The sequence below is a fragment of the Sphingomonas sp. S2-65 genome (assembly GCF_021513175.1).
Lineage (GTDB): Bacteria > Pseudomonadota > Alphaproteobacteria > Sphingomonadales > Sphingomonadaceae > Sphingomonas.
This window is the reverse complement of record NZ_CP090953.1, coordinates 1234624-1250656: the sequence shown is the minus strand read 5'-3', so window position 1 is coordinate 1250656 and position 16033 is coordinate 1234624. Positions and strand designations below refer to the sequence as shown.

Sequence of the window (16033 nt, the reverse complement as noted above, 5' to 3'; positions counted from 1 at the left end):
AAAGAAAAAGGGCGAGCCGCTTGCGCGGCCCGCCCCTTTTTTCAACCGCTATGCGCGATCAGAAGCGGACGTGGCCGCCTGCCGACAGAACGATCGCGCGGGCATTCTCGACCGTGCCGCTGGTGCGAACGACCGTGGCCAACGGCGTGTTGAGGCCCGTAGCCGTCGGACGGTCGATCGTGGCGTCTTCGAAGTCGACATAGTTGGCGCTCAGGTCGAGCCCGAAGCGCTGGTTCACTTCGTACGACGCGCCGACGCCGTAGTTCCAGCGGTCCGAATCCGGGACGCGCGCGTCACGCTCGCCGTCGCGGGTCGGGGTGGTGGCGTGCTGGACGCCAGCGCGCAGCGTGAAGCTCGGCGAGACGGCATAGTCGAAGCCGCCGGCCAGGCTCCAGCTGTCCTTGTAGTTCTCCGGGATCGCCTGGTTGATCGGCGCCCCCAGACGGATCGCGTCGAACTTGCTCCACTGATAGTTGATTGCCTGCGCGTTCAGCGTCAGCTTGTCGCCGAGGCGGAAACGGCCGGCGACGATCGCCTGGGCCGGGGTGTAGAAGCTGGCTTCGGCGTCGTCGACCGAGATGTTCTGCGCGGCGGGGATCGGCGCCAGCAGGCCGCTGACCTCCAGCGTGCCGTTCAGCGTGTGCTTGATCGCCGACTTGTAGCTGAAGCCGATCGTCGCGACTTCGTTGTGCATCTGGAAGCCGGCGGTCCAGCCGAAGTCCCAGCCATTGCCGTTGAGTTCCTGGCGGCCGTCGGGCTGCAGCGGCGAGACGTTGGGCAGCGCGTTGCTGAGGCTGGCATCGGTATACTCGATGTTCGCAGCGCCGCCGACGCGGAGCCAGTCGGTGACCGCGAAGGCGATCGAAGGCTGGATGTCGATCGTCAGCAGCTTGGTACGGTCGGCGCTGTAGCGCGCCCAGCTGTCGCTGGCATAGTCGGTGGTGAAGCTGAACGGCGAGGTCACCGCGAGGCCTACCGCGACGCGGTCGTTGAGCGGCACGGCGATCGCGCCGGCGGGCAGCACGCCGTTGTTGATCGGGTTGCGCGAATCCTGTTCGCCGCCCACCGGGGCGAAGGCCTGGCCGGGACGGCGGATCACCGTGCCGTTGTTGCGCACGTCGCCCTTTGGCAGGATCAGCGTGGCGGAGACCACGGCATCACCCTCGGTCGCGCCGCCAATGGCGGCCGGGTTCCACCACAGCGACGCGGCGCCGGTGTCGGCAGCTTCGCCCGAAAAGGCGCGGCCGGCGGCGCGGGTCGACTGTTCCTGGAGGTAGAAGGCCTGGGCGTGGGCGACGCCGGCGGAGCCGAACAGGGCGATGGTTGCCGACGTGGCCGCCAGCACGGTTTTACGATTGAACATGGGGAACCCCTTTACTCTACTGTACTAAATCGAAGGACGCGGCGCTTGTCAGCGCACGCGCGTCCAGGTCTGGGTCTTGCAGAACGGCTTGAACACGCAGCCGCGCAGCTTGAGCGCGTTCGGCCCGGCCGGCGTCACATCCGCGGTGTACGTCTTGCCATCCTCCGCATTGTAGATCTTGCCGTTGGTCCAGCCATTCCCGCTCTGCTGGAAGCCGCTGAGGATCTGCAGTCCGCGTAGCTGCCGATTGCGCAGGTTCGCGTCCTTGTTGTTGGCGTCCTTCAGGTTGGGATTGGTGCGCAGCGCATCCGAGCTGATCAGCCGTCCGCAGATGGACGGTCCGCAACGCTGGATCTCGATGATTCCGTTGCGGGTCTCGGCCTTCCAGCGGCCCAGCACGGAGTCCGCGGCCTGCGGTGGCGGTGCAACAAGCGCCAGTGCGGCAAGCGTAAACAGCATGTACTCTCCTCGTTCCGCAAGCCGCCTTCAGATGAATGGCCGGCAGGGGTTATGGTTGACCGGGCCCTTAGCCTTCTATCTCGCGCGTGGGAACCACGATCCGTACCCTTTGTTCCATCGCGAAGCTTTCCGCTGCATGAACATACGATACCGGAGGTTCAGTCCGGGTGTTTGCTCAGCCTGCCGTGGCGATCCTGCAACAGCCAGTAGCTCGACCAGCGCTGGATGCGCGGCAGCACGACCCAGGTGAGAAGCGCAGTCAGGATCGGCGATGTGACGCAGAGCTGCACCAGCGGCGGCAATCCTGGAAAAAGCGTTCGCACGGCGGTGTTCAGCGCGAGCAGGATCGGCAGCACCGCGCACCAGGTGACCAGGAAGCGCTTCCATTTGCGTGCGGTCGCCTCGCTCGGGACTTCGAACCGAAGGGCGCTTCCGGTGCCGCGCTGGACCAGCGTCGCGGTGAAGGCGTCGCGCGCCTCCGACAGGCGGCGGTAGCTGTCCGATTTGGTCCAGGCATCGAGGTCGGCGGCAGTTTCGAACCACGAGAACAGATGGTTGAGCCCACCCGGCTGCTCCATCTCCGTGGTCGCGCGGTGCCCGGGCGCGGCGCCGATGGCATCGACATAGGCATCACGCCAGGCGACGAACCTGTCGGTTCGCGTCGGGTGAATGGCATGGCTTTCGACGAGCGTTGCGGGATCGTGCATCGCTGCCCAACGCGTGGCCTTCGGTTCCGGGCGCAGGGCGCGGGTCGCGCGATCCACCCCGTCATTGGCTCCGGTCGTCTCCGATGTGAAACAAAATGGCGGGTTCGTGACTACATAGGGGGTTCAACAGTCAGGAGATTTCGAATGACGAAGTTCGCATCGATTGCGGTTGCCGCGCTGGGCGCCGCCCTGCTGCCCGCCGCAGGGCATGCGCAGACCGCGCCCGCCCCGGCGGCTACGCCCGCTCCTGCGGCAACGTCTGCCGCGCAGACCGCACCCACTGCCGGGGCCACCGTGTTTGACGGTTCCGGCGCCGAGGTCGGCAAGATCGAGACCATCAGCGGTGGCAATGCGGTGGTGTTCACCGGCACCAATCGCGCGACCATTCCGCTCACCAGCTTCGGCACCAGCCCCAAGGGTCCGACCCTGGGCATGACCAGGACCGAACTGGATGCCGCCGCCGCGCAGGCGAGCGCGGCAGCCGCGGGCCAGATCCGCGCCAAGATCGTTCCCGGTGCGCCGGTGCACGGCAGTGCCGGCGCGGTGCTCGCCACGGTGAAGCAAGTGAATGGCGACCAAGTCGTGCTCGCCACCGCCAAGGGCAGCGCCGTCAGCGTGCCGATCGCCGGCATCGGCGCCAATGACCAGGGCCTGTTCGTCAGCATGACCCAGGCCGAATTCGACGCGGCCGTCGCGGCAACTGCGCCAGCCAAGACCAGCAAATAAGCCGAAACGCAGCCGCAGGTCGTCCTGACCTGCGGCTGCTTTACCAAATCTAAGGCGCCGTTTGGCACAACCCCGGCTTTGAGATCGCGCGGATTCGCGGCGGTCCGGCTGGGAGACGTTATGAATCGGCTGCCGTTGATTGCGCCGCAACCGCCGAAGCTGAGCGGAATGGCGGCGCAGCTGCGCGCGATCGAGGCGCGCGGGATCTATTCCAACGGCGGCCCGGTAGTGCGCGGCTTCGAAGCCGAGGCGACGTCGCGGCTCTTTGCGGGCCAGGGCGACTGCCTCGCCGTCGCAAACGCCACGCTGGGGCTGATGATCGCGATCCGCCAGGCTGCGGGACCGCGGGCCGCCACCGGCGCCTATGCACTGATCCCCGCCTTCACCTTTGCCGCCACGGCGCATGCCGCCGAGTGGGCGGGGCTCACGCCGTTGCTGTGCGACATCGACCCCGAGGATTGGGCCGCGAGCGCGCAGGCGGAAGCCCGTGCGATGGCGCGCTACGGAGACCGGATCGCGGTGGTCGTTCCGTACGCGACCTTTGGCGCCGGGATCGATCTCGACCGCTACCGCGGCTATGCCGAGCGTGGGATCGGGGTTGTGATCGACGCCGCCGCCTCGCTGGGCGCGATCGACGCGGCCGGCGGGCAGTTCGGTGCAGGATCGCCGTTCGCCGTCGTGTATTCGATGCACGCGACCAAGGTGTTTGCGACCGCGGAAGGCGGGCTGGTCCATTCGGGCGATGCCGCGCTGATCGACGAGCTTCGGCGCATGGCCAATTTCGGCTTTGCCGGCGGGCGGTCGGCGGAAGGGCCGGGGCTCAACGCCAAACTTCCCGAAGTGCTGGGGCTGCTCGCCGCCGAGCGTCTGGACATGCTCGACAGCGTCGCTGCGCACCGGATGCGGCTCGACGCGATCTATCGCGAGCGGCTGGGTGCGTTCGCCGCGGAGAACGGCTTCGAGTTCCAGCATCTTCGCGGCAGCCGTCCCGCGCTTCAGTTCCAGTCCGTGCTGTTGCCGCGCGCTTTTGCCGGGCACCGGGGCGCGATCCTCACGATGCTGGAGGAGGCCGGCATCGGCGCTGGCCGGTATTTCAGCCCGCATCTGGGCGAGCAGCCCTGGTTCCGCGCGCATGGAGTCAGCGAGCCGCTGCCGGTGACCGAGGATGTTGCGGCGCGCGTGGTGTCGCTGCCGGTCACCGACGGGATGACGCAGGGCGATGTCGAGCGGGTGTGCGAAACGCTGATCGACGCGTGCGTGCGATCCGGGTTGCACGGGCTGGGACGCGAGCGGCGGGGGAGCTTCGTCCACGAGGCGCTGATCGTTGGCGGCGGCCCGGCGGGCACGGCGCTGCTGACCGCGGCCAGCAAGTCGGGTGCGCTGATCCCGCTCGCCGAGCGTGGGCTGGCGGTGGTGGAGCGCGATGCGGTGCTCGGCCGCGGCGAGCTGGGCACCTATGCCATCACTTCGGACAGCACTGCCGAGACTTTCCTGACGGCGGTGAAGGGCAGTGCGCATGATGCCATCGCTGGCCTGACGCAGCATCCGGCCGGACGCGAAGTGGCGCAATATGCCGGCAAGCTCGGCGTGCCGCTTACCCGGGCGACGCCTTTCCTGGAGGCAACCGGCGCGCAGCTGGCGACGCTTGTCACGGGCAATGGCGGTGTGATCGCCACGCGCAGCGAAGTGGTCGACGCGCGCCAGGGTGGCGATGGCAGCTGGACGGCGCGGGTGCGTAACCTGGTCACCGGGCAGGAGCGCACGATGCGCACCCGCAGCCTGGTGATCGCCACCGGGGGCCACCAGTCGCCCCAGGAGATCCGCGCCGAGTGCGTGGCGGGCGTGCCGCTGGGCGAACTTGCCGGCGACCGGCTGATGCCCGGCGATGCGTTCCTGCGAATCGGCGGCCTGGACGCGCTGCGCGCGCGCATCGCCGACAAGCGCTCGCCGCGCATCGCCATCGTCGGCGGATCGACCAGCGCGCTCGCCGCCGCGTGCCTGCTCCTCAAGGCGGCGCCGGCGCTGCCGCTCGGGGCCGGGGGGCTGGCGCTCTACCATCGCCGGCCGCTGCGGCCCTTCTATCCCTCCGCCGAGGCGGCGCGAGCCGACGGCTTCACCGACTTCGGGCCGCAGGACATCTGTCCGCTGAGCGGCTTCGTCTATCGGCTGGGCGGCTTCCGACTGGAAGCGCGCGAACTCGTGCTGCGCATGCTGGGCGTGGGCGGTCGCGCACCCGACCCGCGCATGGCGCTGCGGCAGATCGGTGCGGATGATGGCGAGGCGATCCTTGCCGAGCTGACTTCGGCCGATGTCGTGATCGGCGCGCTTGGCTACCGCCCTCGCGCGCTGCCGCTGTACGACGCGTCCGGCGTGCGCATCGCGCTTGCCGCCGACAGCGGCAGCCGGCCGCGCCTGGTCGACCAGCAATGCCGCGTGCTCGATGCCGAGGGCCGGGTGGTTCCCGGTGTGTATGGCATCGGCCTGGCGTCGGGGCATGTTCCCGAGGGCAAGCTTGGCGGCGAGGCCAGCTTCAGCGGCAAGGCCAACGGCCTGTGGCTGTGGCAGAACGATATCGGCCAGATGATCGTCGAACAGCTGCTGGACCGAAGCGCCCGGGCGGCCGCGTGACCGCCACGCCCGCCGTGTCGGTGGTGATGGCGGTCTATAACGGCGCCGCGCATCTGTCCGAGACGTTGGAGAGCCTGCGCGCGCAGACGCTGAGCGACTGGGAGCTGATCGCGGTCGACGATTGTTCGGCCGACGGCAGCGTGGCGGTGCTCGAAAGCTTTGGCGATCCTCGCATCCGGGTGATCCGGTCGGCCGAGAATGGCGGGCCGGTGATTGCCCGCAACCGGGCGTTCGCCGACGTGCGCGGCCGCTATGTCGCCGGGCTCGACCAGGACGATTTGAGCCTGCCCGAGCGTTTCGCCAGGCAGGTGGCGTTCCTGGATCGGTACCCCGACACCGTGCTGGTCAGCACCGCCGCCGACCAGCTGGTCGAGGGCAAGCGCGTGCCCGGTCACTGGCCGCGTCCACTCAGCCGCGCGCGCATCGACTGGCTGATGCTGATCCGCAATCCGATCGCCTGGTCCTCGGTGATGTTCCGCACCGACGCCGCGCGCCGGCTCGACCCGTTCGAGCGGCCCGAGCGGCGCTATGTCGAGGATTTCGACCTTTACCAGCGGCTGCGCGCATTCGGCCGGATCGACCAGATCGACGAGGTGCTGATGCTCTACCGCGTCCACCCGGGCGGGGCGTCGCAGCGGTTCACCGACATGATGTACGCGCATGCCGAGGAAGTGCTGCGCGACCGGCACCGCGCGTTGCTGGGGGAGGGGACGCCCGATATCGCCGGGCTGCTGGTGCGGCATGTGATGGACGGCGCGCCGGTGCCGGACCGGGCCACGCTGGACCTGCTGTTCGAGACGCTCACTGGGCTGCGCGACGCGCTGACGGCGCAGCATGGCTATAGCCGTGCCGAGCTGGACTATATGGATGGGGAACTGGCGAAGCTGTGGTGGCGCCTGAACCGTACCGGCATCCGCTCGGGCCGGCTGGCGCTGCACCAGAGCTTCGCCCGCAATCGTCCGCGCGTGGCGGCGAGGCAGCTGCCGGACCTGCTCGCCAGCCAGGCGATCGGGGCAGTGCGGCGTCTGCGGACCCGTTCGCTGAAGGGCTAAGACTACTCCGCCCGGGCGAACTTCGTCGTCAGCCAGGTCGGCAGCAGCGACGCGGCCGCCATCTTCGCGGCCGAGAGATGCGGGGCGACGACATGGTCGCGGCCCTTCATCATTGCCTCATAGCCGATTTCCGCGACATGGGCCGGATCGGCCTTGGGTTGCTTGGCCGTCACCGATTGCGGATCCACGCCCGCACGTTCGAAGAAATCCGATTGGGTGAGGTCGGGCATCAGCGCAGTCACGCTGACGCCGGTGTCTATCAGCTCCTCGCGCAGCGCCTCGGCAAAGGCGTACAGGAACGCCTTGGTCGCCGAATAGACGGCCAGCTTGGCCGAGGGGCCGAGCGCGACCACCGACGAGGTGATCAGCACGCGCCCCTGACCGCGCCGGACCATCGCCGGGATGAACAGCTTGGCGGCCTGCACCACCGAGATGTTGTTGACCTGGATCCCCGCCAGTTCGAGCGCCCAGTCGGTCTCGCCCAGGAACTTGCCCCATGCGCCGGTGCCGGCGTTGAGGATGAGGTGATCGATCGCCTCGCCCTGTTCCTCGGCGCGGGCGAACAGCCGGGCGCCGCCATCCTCGCCCGCCAGGTCGATGCTCCAGGCGATCACTTCATGCGCGCCGCTGCCGCGCAGGTCGTCGGCGGCGCGGGCGAGCTTGGACTCATCCTTGCCGACGATGATCACTCGCTGGTGCGCCTTGGCGAAACAGCGGGCGAGTTCCAGGCCGATGCCGCTCGATCCTCCGGTGACGAGGGCGGTCTTTGGCGTGGAAGTGGGCAAGTCGGTCATGGGATTCTCCGTTCGAGACCCCAACCCCCAGGCACCGCGTCGGTTCACTCGCCGCGGCGGGTTGCCCTGCGCGCGAGGCGTGGGCCATAGCGATGCCGCCCGAGTTTCGTGGAGTAGCCGCATGCCGATCGACCGAAGGACGCTTTTGACCGGCATCGGGGCGTTGACGGTCGTGCGGCCGGCGAGCGTTGCCGCCGCCTCCGGGCCGCTGGTTCTCGCCGCCGCCAGCCTGCGGGAGTCGATGAACGCCGCCGCCGATGCTTGGGCGGGCAAGGGGCATGTACGCCCGGTGCTGTCTTTTGCCGGCTCTTCGGCGCTCGCCCGGCAGATCGCCTCGGGCGCGCCTGCCGACCTGTTCGTGTCGGCCGACGAGCCCTGGATGGACTATGTCGAACAACGCGGGTTGCTGGTGCCCGGCAGTCGCGTGCCGTTTCTCGGCAACCGGCTGGTGGTGGTCCAGTCCGCCGCGTCGCCGCGCATCTCTGCCGGCGTGCCGCTCGCCCGGGTGCTGGCGACCGGGCGCATCGCCATGGCCGACGTTGAGGCAGTTCCCGCCGGGAAATACGGCAAGGCGGCGCTCGAGCGGCTGGGGCTGTGGAGCCGGGTATCGCCGCAGGTCGTGCGGGCCGAGAATGTCCGCGCCGCGCTGGCGCTGGTCGAGCGCGGCGCGGCGGAGTGGGGGGTCGTCTACGCCACCGACGCACGCGCGTCGCAGCGCGTCCGCGCGTTCCGCATGTTTCCCGCGAACAGCCATCCGCCGATCCGCTATCCGGTCGCGCGCCTGAAGACCTCGCGCAGCCCCGATGCCGAACCGTTGCGGCGCTTCCTGGTGTCGCGCGAGGGCAGGGCCATCTTCGCGCGGTTCGGCTTCCAGCCGCTGTGATCGGGCTGACACCCGAGGAGTGGGGCATCATAGCCCTGTCGCTGAAAGTCGCGGGAGTGGCGGTGTTCGCGGCGACGCCGTTCGCTTTCGCGCTCGCCTATCTGCTCGCGCGCGGCCGCTTTCCGGGCAAGGTGCTGATCGACGGCCTGGTCCACTTGCCGCTGGTGGTGCCGCCGGTGGTGACCGGCTGGCTGCTGCTGCTCGCCTTCGCGCCTGCCGGGCCGGCGGGCGCGTGGCTGGCGAGGTGGCTGGGGGTGAGCGTGATGTTCCGCTGGACCGGCGCCGCGCTGGCCGCTGCGGTGATGGCGCTGCCGCTGATGGTCCGGGCGATGCGGCTGTCGATCGAGGCGGTCGAGCCGCGTCTAGAGCAGGCGGCTCGGACATTGGGGGCGGGGCGGCTGCGGGTGTTCTGGACGCTGACTCTCCCGCTCAGCCTGCCGGGGATCATCGCCGGGCTGGTGCTCGGCTTCGCGCGGGCGCTTGGCGAGTTCGGCGCTACGATCACCTTCGTATCGAACGTGCCGGGCGAGACCGAGACGCTGCCGCTGGCGATCTATTCGGCGCTGCAGGTCCCGGGGAGCGAAGCGCTGGTGCTGCGCCTGGCGCTGATCTCGGTCGTGTTGGCGCTGGGCGCGCTGGTGCTGTCCGAGCTGCTTGCCCGGCGGTCGAGCAGGGGCCTGCATGTCATTTGACGTTGACGTGACCGCGCGCATCGGCGAGGCGCTGGTGACCTGCCGCATCCCGCCGGCGCCCGGCCTGACGGTGCTGTTCGGCCCGTCTGGCGTGGGCAAGACCAGCGTGCTGAACATGATCGCCGGGCTCCGCATGCCCGACCACGGCCATGTCCGCGTGGGCGATGTGGTGCTGTTCAGCAGCGTGCAGCGGGTGAACCTTGCCCCGGAGCGTCGCCGCGCAGGCTATGTATTCCAGGACGCGCGGCTGTTCCCGCACATGCGGGTGCGTTCGAACCTGCTGTATGGGCACCGCAGCGGTGCCGGCGCGATCGATGCCGACGACACCATCGCGCTGCTCGGCTTGGAGCCGCTGCTCGACCGCTGGCCACGCGGGCTTTCGGGCGGCGAGGCGCGGCGTGTCGCGATCGGACGCGCGCTGCTGTCCAACCCCGACTTCCTGTTGCTGGACGAGCCCTTGTCCTCGCTCGACCGCGGACGCCGGGAAGAAATCATGAGCCTGATCGAGCGGGTCCGCGACGCACTTAAGCTGCCGATCCTGCTGGTGACGCACGACCGCGCGGAGGCCGAGCGCCTGGGCAACCAGATCGTAGAACTCTAACGCGCCGCCGCGGCGGCCAGCAACGCCGCCAGCGCGCGGTTCATCGGGGCGTCGATGCCATGCCGCTCGCCAAGCCGCACGATCACGCCGTTGCGCGCCTCCAATTCCATCGGCCGCTTCGCCAGGAAGTCGGCATGCAGCGAGTTGACCGACTGCGGATGCGCGCGCGTGGTCCACACGACGATCCTGTCTGCCAGGCTGTCGGGAAGGTGTGCGCCCTCGGCCCGGCCGACGGCAATGCATTCGCGCACCAGCGCGCGCATCACCTCGGCAACGCCCGGGTCGTTCGCGACTTCGGCGGGGCGCAGGGTGATAGCGCTGACGATCCCCGAACAGTTGATCGCCAGCTTGCGCCAGGCCGCCGTCAGCCAGTCGGGCGTGGTCTGCGCGTCGAGGATCGTTCCGGCGAACAACTGCACGAATGCCTCTCCCGCCTCGCTATCGGGCACCAGGATGCTGCCGTCGCGCCGCTGCACGATCCGGCCCGGCGCCGTGCGCTCGACGGGCAAGTCGATGACCACCGGCACCGTCCGCTCCGCTGGGACTTGCGGGAAGCGCGACAGATGCTCGACGCCGTTCTGGATGACCGCAAGCCGCGTCTGCGGGCCAATCAATCCCTGCAGCCAGGCCGCAGCGGCGGCGCAGTCATAGGTCTTGGTCGCCGCCAGCACCCAGTCGACCGGCTCGGCCTGCCGGGGATCGGTCAGGACGCCCGGATCGGCGCGGATCGCCCCCTGCGGCGTGTCGACTTCGAGATGGTCGAGCGGCGAACGGACGCACAGCGTCACCTGATGCTCGCCGCTTTGTGCCAGCCAAGCCGCCAGGGTGCCGCCGATCGCGCCGGCGCCGATCACTGCAATGCGGATCATGGGCGGAGGCTTAAGCGGCGCGCGCCGGCTTGGCTAGCGCGCCAGTGGCGAGGAGTCGTAGTCGGCAAGCAGCGCTGCCACATCCGGGTATATCGCGATTGCGCCGGCGTCCCGCAGGGCTTCCTCGGGAAAGCCGCCGGACAGCAGCCCGATCGTATCGATCCCACAGCGCTTCGCGGCTTCCACGTCGTAGGGCGTGTCGCCGATCACCAGGCAGTTCGAGGCGGCCACTCCAGCCTTTTCAACCGCGGCGGCGAAGATGTCCGGATGGGGTTTGGAGTGCTCGACATCGTCCTTGCCGGTGGTGAGCGCGATGATGTCCTTGGCTTCGAGCAGTTCGACATAATGGTCGATGTCGGGCGTGCCGGCGGACGAGGCCAGCACGACTTGCTTTCCCGCTTCGGCCACGCGCGCCAGCAGGTCGTGCGCGCCGGGGAAGGGGCGTACCCGTTCGATATACTGCCCGCGGAACACCTCGCCCTCCGCCTTGCCGAGGGCTTCAACAGCGTCCTCGTCGAGGTCGGGGAGCAGCGTGGGCACCAGATTGTCGCCACCCTTGCCGATCTGCCCGTGGATCCGGTCGCGCGAGATGTCGTGCCCGGCGTCGCGGAACGTCGCCTCCCACGCCGCGACATGATAGTCGTTGCTGTCCACCAGCGTGCCGTCGAGGTCGAACAGAACAGCATCGAGGGGCATCAGCAATCTCCAGGGCAAGGCGTCCCCAACGATCCGTGCAGCGACTTCGTTGCCGGCGCGCACAGGCTGAGTCGCGGAATCAGCGAAAAAAGCGCTTGGCGTGAAAGAGTTCCAGCCGCCCCTTTGACAGCGCGGTGCCGCGCCCCTATATCCGCTTCACACCACAGCACCGGGAAATGATGCGCCGTCGCGCAGTGCATCGATCGAATTGGCGTTGTGGATCTAGAAGGACGCTGGAGCTGCCGAATTCCGAAAGGAGGTCGAGCGGCTTTTTCGCGTCCCTTCGCACGTCCCGGCCCCGGATACGGGCACGAAATTACGGCTGACGAGGCAAGAAAAACCCATGGCAACCAAAGCGATCGAAGACGGCGCACAGCGCCCGGGCTCGGGCGGCACGCTCAAGCGCCGCATCCGCAAGGTGTTCGGCAACATCCACGAAGTGGTGCAGATGCCGAACCTGATCGAGGTTCAGCGCGAATCCTACGAACAGTTCCTGCGCAGCGATCCTTCGATCGGCTATGTGTCGGGCCTGGAGAAGACGCTTCGCAGCGTGTTCCCGATCCGCGACTTCGCCGGCACCGCCGAGCTCGACTTCGTCAATTACGAGCTCGAGCATCCCAAGTTCGACGTCGAGGAATGCCGCCAGCGCGGGATCACCTATGCCGCGCCGATGCGCGTCACGCTGCGCCTGATCGTGTTCGAGGTCGATCCCGATACGGAAGCCCGGTCGGTGCTCGATATCAAGGAGCAGGACGTGTACATGGGCGACATGCCGCTCATGACCGAGAATGGCACGTTCTTCATCAACGGCACCGAGCGCGTCATCGTCAGCCAGATGCACCGCTCGCCGGGCGTCCTGTTCGACCATGACCGTGGCAAGACCCACGCATCGGGCAAGTATCTGTTCGCGGCGCGCGTGATCCCGTATCGCGGCTCGTGGCTCGACTTCGAGTTCGACGCCAAGGACATCGTCAACGTCCGTATCGACCGCAAGCGCAAGCTGCCGGTCACGACGCTGCTGTACGCGCTGGGCCTGAACAGCGAGGACATCCTCAACCACTTCTACAACCGCGTGACCTTTGTCCGCGGCTCGGGTGGCTGGCAGATTCCGTTCCAGGCGGAAAACTGGCGCGGCGCGAAGCCGATGTTCGACATCATCGACGCCAGCTCGGGCGAGATCGTGTTTCCGTCGGGTCAGAAGATCAGCCCGCGTGCGGCCAACAAGGCTGCCAAGGACGGCCTAGCCACGCTGCTGATCCCGACCGAAGAGATCTTCGGCCGCTACAGCGCGTACGACCTGATCAACGAAGCCACCGGCGAGATCTACATCGAAGCCGGTGACGAAGTGACGGCCGAGAATCTCGAACTGCTCGACAAGGCGGGCATCGAGCGTCTCGAACTGCTCGACATCGATCACATCGCTACGGGTCCGTGGATCCGCAACACGCTCAAGGTCGACAAGGCCGAAGAGCGCCAGCAGGCGCTGTCCGACATCTATCGCGTGATGCGCCCCGGCGAGCCGCCGACGCTCGAGACCGCGGAGTCGCTGTTCGCCGGCCTGTTCTTCGATCCCGAGCGCTACGACCTGTCGGCCGTGGGCCGCGTGAAGCTCAACATGCGCCTGGACCTCGACGCCGAGGACACGGTCACGACGCTGCGCACCGAGGACATCCTCGCGGTGGTGAAGACGCTTGTCGACCTGAAGGACGGCAAGGGCGAAGTCGACGACATCGACAATCTCGGCAACCGCCGCGTGCGTTCGGTGGGCGAATTGCTCGAAAACCAGTACCGCGTCGGCCTGCTCCGCATGGAGCGCGCCGTGAAGGAGCGCATGTCGTCGGTCGACGTGTCGACGGTGATGCCGAACGACCTGATCAACGCCAAGCCCGCGGTCGCCGCGGTGCGCGAGTTCTTCGGTTCGTCGCAGCTTTCGCAGTTCATGGATCAGACCAACCCGCTCTCCGAAGTGACGCACAAGCGTCGCGTGTCGGCACTTGGACCGGGTGGTCTGACGCGTGAGCGCGCAGGCTTCGAAGTCCGCGACGTTCACCCGACTCACTATGGCCGCATCTGCCCGATCGAGACGCCGGAAGGCCCGAACATCGGTCTGATCAACTCGCTGGCGTCGTTCAGCCGCGTCAACAAGTATGGCTTCATCGAGACCCCTTATCGTCGCATCATCGACGGCAAGGTGACCAACGACGTCGTCTATCTGTCGGCGATGGAAGAGGCCAAGCACACGATCGCGCAGGCTTCGGCCGAGCTCGACGGCGAAGGCCGCTTCACCGAGGATCTGGTGTCGTCGCGTCAGGCGGGCGAATTCCTGATGGCGCTGCCGGACTCGGTGACGCTGATGGACGTCTCGCCCAAGCAGCTCGTGTCGGTCGCGGCATCGCTGATCCCCTTCCTGGAGAAGGACGACGCGAACCGCGCGCTGATGGGATCGAACATGCAGCGTCAGGCCGTGCCGCTGGTGAAGGCGGAAGCGCCTTTCGTCGGCACCGGCATGGAAGAGACCGTCGCTCGTGACTCTGGCGCCGCCATCTCGGCACGCCGCGGTGGCGTGATCGACCAGGTCGACGCGACCCGCATCGTGATCCGCGCCACCGGCGAAGTGAATGCGAGCGAGAGCGGCGTGGACATCTACACGCTGATGAAGTTCCAGCGCTCGAACCAGTCGACCTGCATCAACCAGCGCCCGCTGGTGAAGGTGGGCGACGTGGTGAAGGCCGGCGACGTGATCGCCGACGGCCCGTCGACCGAGTTCGGCGAGCTGGCGCTGGGCCGCAACGTGCTCGTCGCGTTCATGCCCTGGAACGGCTACAACTATGAGGATTCCATCCTCATCAACGAGCGGATCGTGAAGGACGACGTGTTCACGTCGATCCACATCGACGAGTTCGAAGTGATGGCCCGCGACACCAAGCTCGGGCCGGAAGACATCACCCGCGACATCCCGAACGTCGGCGAGGAAGCCCTGCGCAACCTCGACGAAGCGGGCATCGTCTATGTCGGCGCCGAAGTGGAGCCGGGTGACATCCTGGTCGGCAAGATCACGCCGAAGGGCGAATCGCCGATGACGCCGGAGGAAAAGCTCCTCCGCGCCATCTTCGGCGAGAAGGCTTCGGACGTGCGCGACACCTCGCTGCGCCTGCCCCCGGGCGTTGCCGGCACGATCGTCGACGTTCGCGTCTTCAATCGCCACGGCATCGACAAGGACGAGCGCGCGATGGCGATCGAGCGCGAGGAGATCGAGCGCCTGAAGAAGGACTCGGACGACGAGCGCAACATCCTCAACCGTGCGACCTGGTCGCGGCTTCGCGAGATGCTGCTCGGCCAGACCGCCACGGCGACGCCCAAGGGCCTGAAGAAGGGCGGCGCGATCGATGCCGACCTGCTCGACAGCGTGGACCGTCACGAGTGGTGGAAGTTCGCGGTTGCGGACGACGCTGTGCAGGGCAACCTGGAAGCGGTGAAGGGCCAGTATGACGAGGCCGTGAAGCGCATCAAGGACAAGTTCGAGGATCGCCGCGAGAAGCTGGAGCGTGGCGACGAGCTGCCGCCGGGCGTGCTGAAGATGGTCAAGGTGTTCGTCGCGGTGAAGCGCAAGCTACAGCCGGGCGACAAGATGGCCGGCCGTCACGGCAATAAGGGCATCATCAGCCGCATCCTGCCGCAGGAGGACATGCCGTTCCTCGAGGACGGTACGCCGGTCGACTTCGTGCTCAACCCGCTGGGCGTGCCTTCGCGCATGAACGTCGGGCAGATCTTCGAGACCCATCTGGGCTGGGCCGCACGCGGCCTGGGCCGCAAGATCGGCGACGCGCTCGACGCATGGCGCTCGGCTAACCCGAACCCGGAAGCCGGCGCGCCGCCGGAAGCCGTTCGGGAGCTGCTGAACACCGTGTACGGCGAGAACTATGTCGACGAGATCGCGGAGCGGTCGACCGACCAGCTGCTCGATCTGGCCCAGAACGTCCGTTCGGGTGTTCCGATGGGTACGCCGGTGTTCGACGGTGCCGTCGAAGCCGACGTGTCGGCGATGCTGAAGCTGGCGGGTCTCGACGACTCGGGCCAGGTGACGCTGTTCGACGGCCGCACCGGTGGTGCGTTCGACCGCAAGGTGACGGTCGGCTACAAGTATGTGCTCAAGCTGCACCACTTGGTCGACGACAAGATCCACGCGCGTTCGATCGGACCGTACTCGCTTGTTACCCAGCAGCCGCTGGGTGGTAAGGCGCAGTTCGGTGGCCAGCGCTTCGGTGAAATGGAAGTGTGGGCGCTCCAGGCATATGGCGCGGCGTACACCCTCCAGGAAATGCTGACGGTGAAGTCGGACGACGTGGTCGGCCGCACCAAGGTCTACGAAGCGATCGTCAAGGGCGACGACACCTTCGAGGCCGGCATCCCGGAGAGCTTCAACGTGCTCGTCAAGGAAATGCGCTCGCTGGGCCTGAACGTCGAACTGAAGAATTCCGAACTCGGGTTCGACAGCGACGGCGTGCAGATCGCAGCGGAGTAAGCAATCTCCCTCTCCCGCTTGCGGGAGAGGGCCGGGGTGAG

The 16033-nt window shown here is 67.7% G+C and carries 13 protein-coding genes; 7 read left to right on the top strand and 6 right to left on the bottom strand.

Features of this window, described 5'->3' with window-relative positions; genetic code table 11:
• Positions 1-58 precede the first annotated feature (58 nt).
• From LZ586_RS05835 to LZ586_RS05825, 3 genes are all read right to left on the bottom strand, one after another.
• Positions 59-1363: an OmpP1/FadL family transporter gene (locus LZ586_RS05835; RefSeq protein ID WP_235078723.1), complete on the bottom strand. Its 1305-nt coding sequence runs from the start codon at positions 1361-1363 to the stop codon at positions 59-61.
• A 48-nt stretch (positions 1364-1411) separates the two neighbouring features.
• Entirely contained in the window at positions 1412-1822 is a 411-nt protein-coding gene (locus tag LZ586_RS05830) for a DUF2147 domain-containing protein (protein ID WP_235078722.1), read from the bottom strand.
• Between the two features lie 158 nt (positions 1823-1980).
• Positions 1981-2529 (bottom strand): hypothetical protein, encoded by a 549-nt coding sequence (locus LZ586_RS05825; RefSeq protein ID WP_235078721.1) that lies wholly within the window; start codon positions 2527-2529, stop codon positions 1981-1983.
• Between the two features lie 144 nt (positions 2530-2673).
• On the opposite strand from LZ586_RS05825, the gene LZ586_RS05820 reads away from it, so the two are divergent.
• From LZ586_RS05820 to LZ586_RS05810, 3 genes are all read left to right on the top strand, one after another.
• A complete protein-coding gene (locus LZ586_RS05820; RefSeq protein ID WP_235078720.1) occupies positions 2674-3255 on the top strand; it encodes a hypothetical protein in 582 nt (193 codons plus the stop codon).
• Positions 3256-3375: 120 nt separating this feature from the next.
• Positions 3376-5883: a DegT/DnrJ/EryC1/StrS family aminotransferase gene (locus LZ586_RS05815; RefSeq protein WP_235078719.1), complete on the top strand. Its 2508-nt coding sequence runs from the start codon at positions 3376-3378 to the stop codon at positions 5881-5883.
• A complete protein-coding gene (locus LZ586_RS05810; protein ID WP_235078718.1) occupies positions 5880-6935 on the top strand; it encodes a glycosyltransferase family 2 protein in 1056 nt (351 codons plus the stop codon). Before LZ586_RS05815 ends, LZ586_RS05810 begins: the two co-directional genes overlap by 4 nt.
• A 2-nt stretch (positions 6936-6937) precedes the next feature.
• Here the strand turns inward: LZ586_RS05810 and LZ586_RS05805 are convergent, their stop codons facing one another.
• The gene (locus LZ586_RS05805) at positions 6938-7729 is read right to left on the bottom strand and encodes an SDR family NAD(P)-dependent oxidoreductase (RefSeq protein ID WP_235078717.1); all 792 of its coding nucleotides are present in this window, start codon (positions 7727-7729) and stop codon (positions 6938-6940) included.
• Between the two features lie 121 nt (positions 7730-7850).
• Here LZ586_RS05805 and modA point away from each other — a divergent pair, with 121 nt between their 5' ends.
• From modA to LZ586_RS05790, 3 genes are read left to right on the top strand one after another with little or no spacing between them, the layout of a single operon-like run.
• Positions 7851-8612: a molybdate ABC transporter substrate-binding protein gene (gene modA / locus LZ586_RS05800; RefSeq protein WP_235078716.1), complete on the top strand. Its 762-nt coding sequence runs from the start codon at positions 7851-7853 to the stop codon at positions 8610-8612.
• A 5-nt stretch (positions 8613-8617) separates the two neighbouring features.
• A complete protein-coding gene (gene modB, locus LZ586_RS05795) occupies positions 8618-9304 on the top strand; it encodes a molybdate ABC transporter permease subunit (protein WP_235079742.1) in 687 nt (228 codons plus the stop codon).
• Positions 9294-9905 carry an ATP-binding cassette domain-containing protein gene (locus LZ586_RS05790; RefSeq protein WP_235078715.1) on the top strand — a complete coding sequence of 204 codons (612 nt, stop codon included), beginning with the start codon at positions 9294-9296 and terminating at the stop codon, positions 9903-9905. Before modB ends, LZ586_RS05790 begins: the two co-directional genes overlap by 11 nt.
• On the opposite strand, the gene LZ586_RS05785 is transcribed toward LZ586_RS05790, so the two are convergent.
• Both LZ586_RS05785 and LZ586_RS05780 read right to left on the bottom strand, forming a co-directional pair.
• Complete coding sequence (locus LZ586_RS05785) at positions 9902-10774, bottom strand: 2-dehydropantoate 2-reductase (protein ID WP_235078714.1); 873 nt, start codon at positions 10772-10774, stop codon at positions 9902-9904. The genes LZ586_RS05790 and LZ586_RS05785 overlap by 4 nt on opposite strands.
• A 33-nt stretch (positions 10775-10807) precedes the next feature.
• Positions 10808-11470: an HAD family hydrolase gene (locus tag LZ586_RS05780; protein ID WP_235078713.1), complete on the bottom strand. Its 663-nt coding sequence runs from the start codon at positions 11468-11470 to the stop codon at positions 10808-10810.
• 343 nt (positions 11471-11813) lie between these two features.
• Between LZ586_RS05780 and rpoB the strand changes: the two genes are divergently transcribed.
• Positions 11814-15992 (top strand): DNA-directed RNA polymerase subunit beta, encoded by a 4179-nt coding sequence (rpoB, locus tag LZ586_RS05775; protein WP_235078712.1) that lies wholly within the window; start codon positions 11814-11816, stop codon positions 15990-15992.
• The last annotated feature ends 41 nt before the right edge of the window (positions 15993-16033 follow it).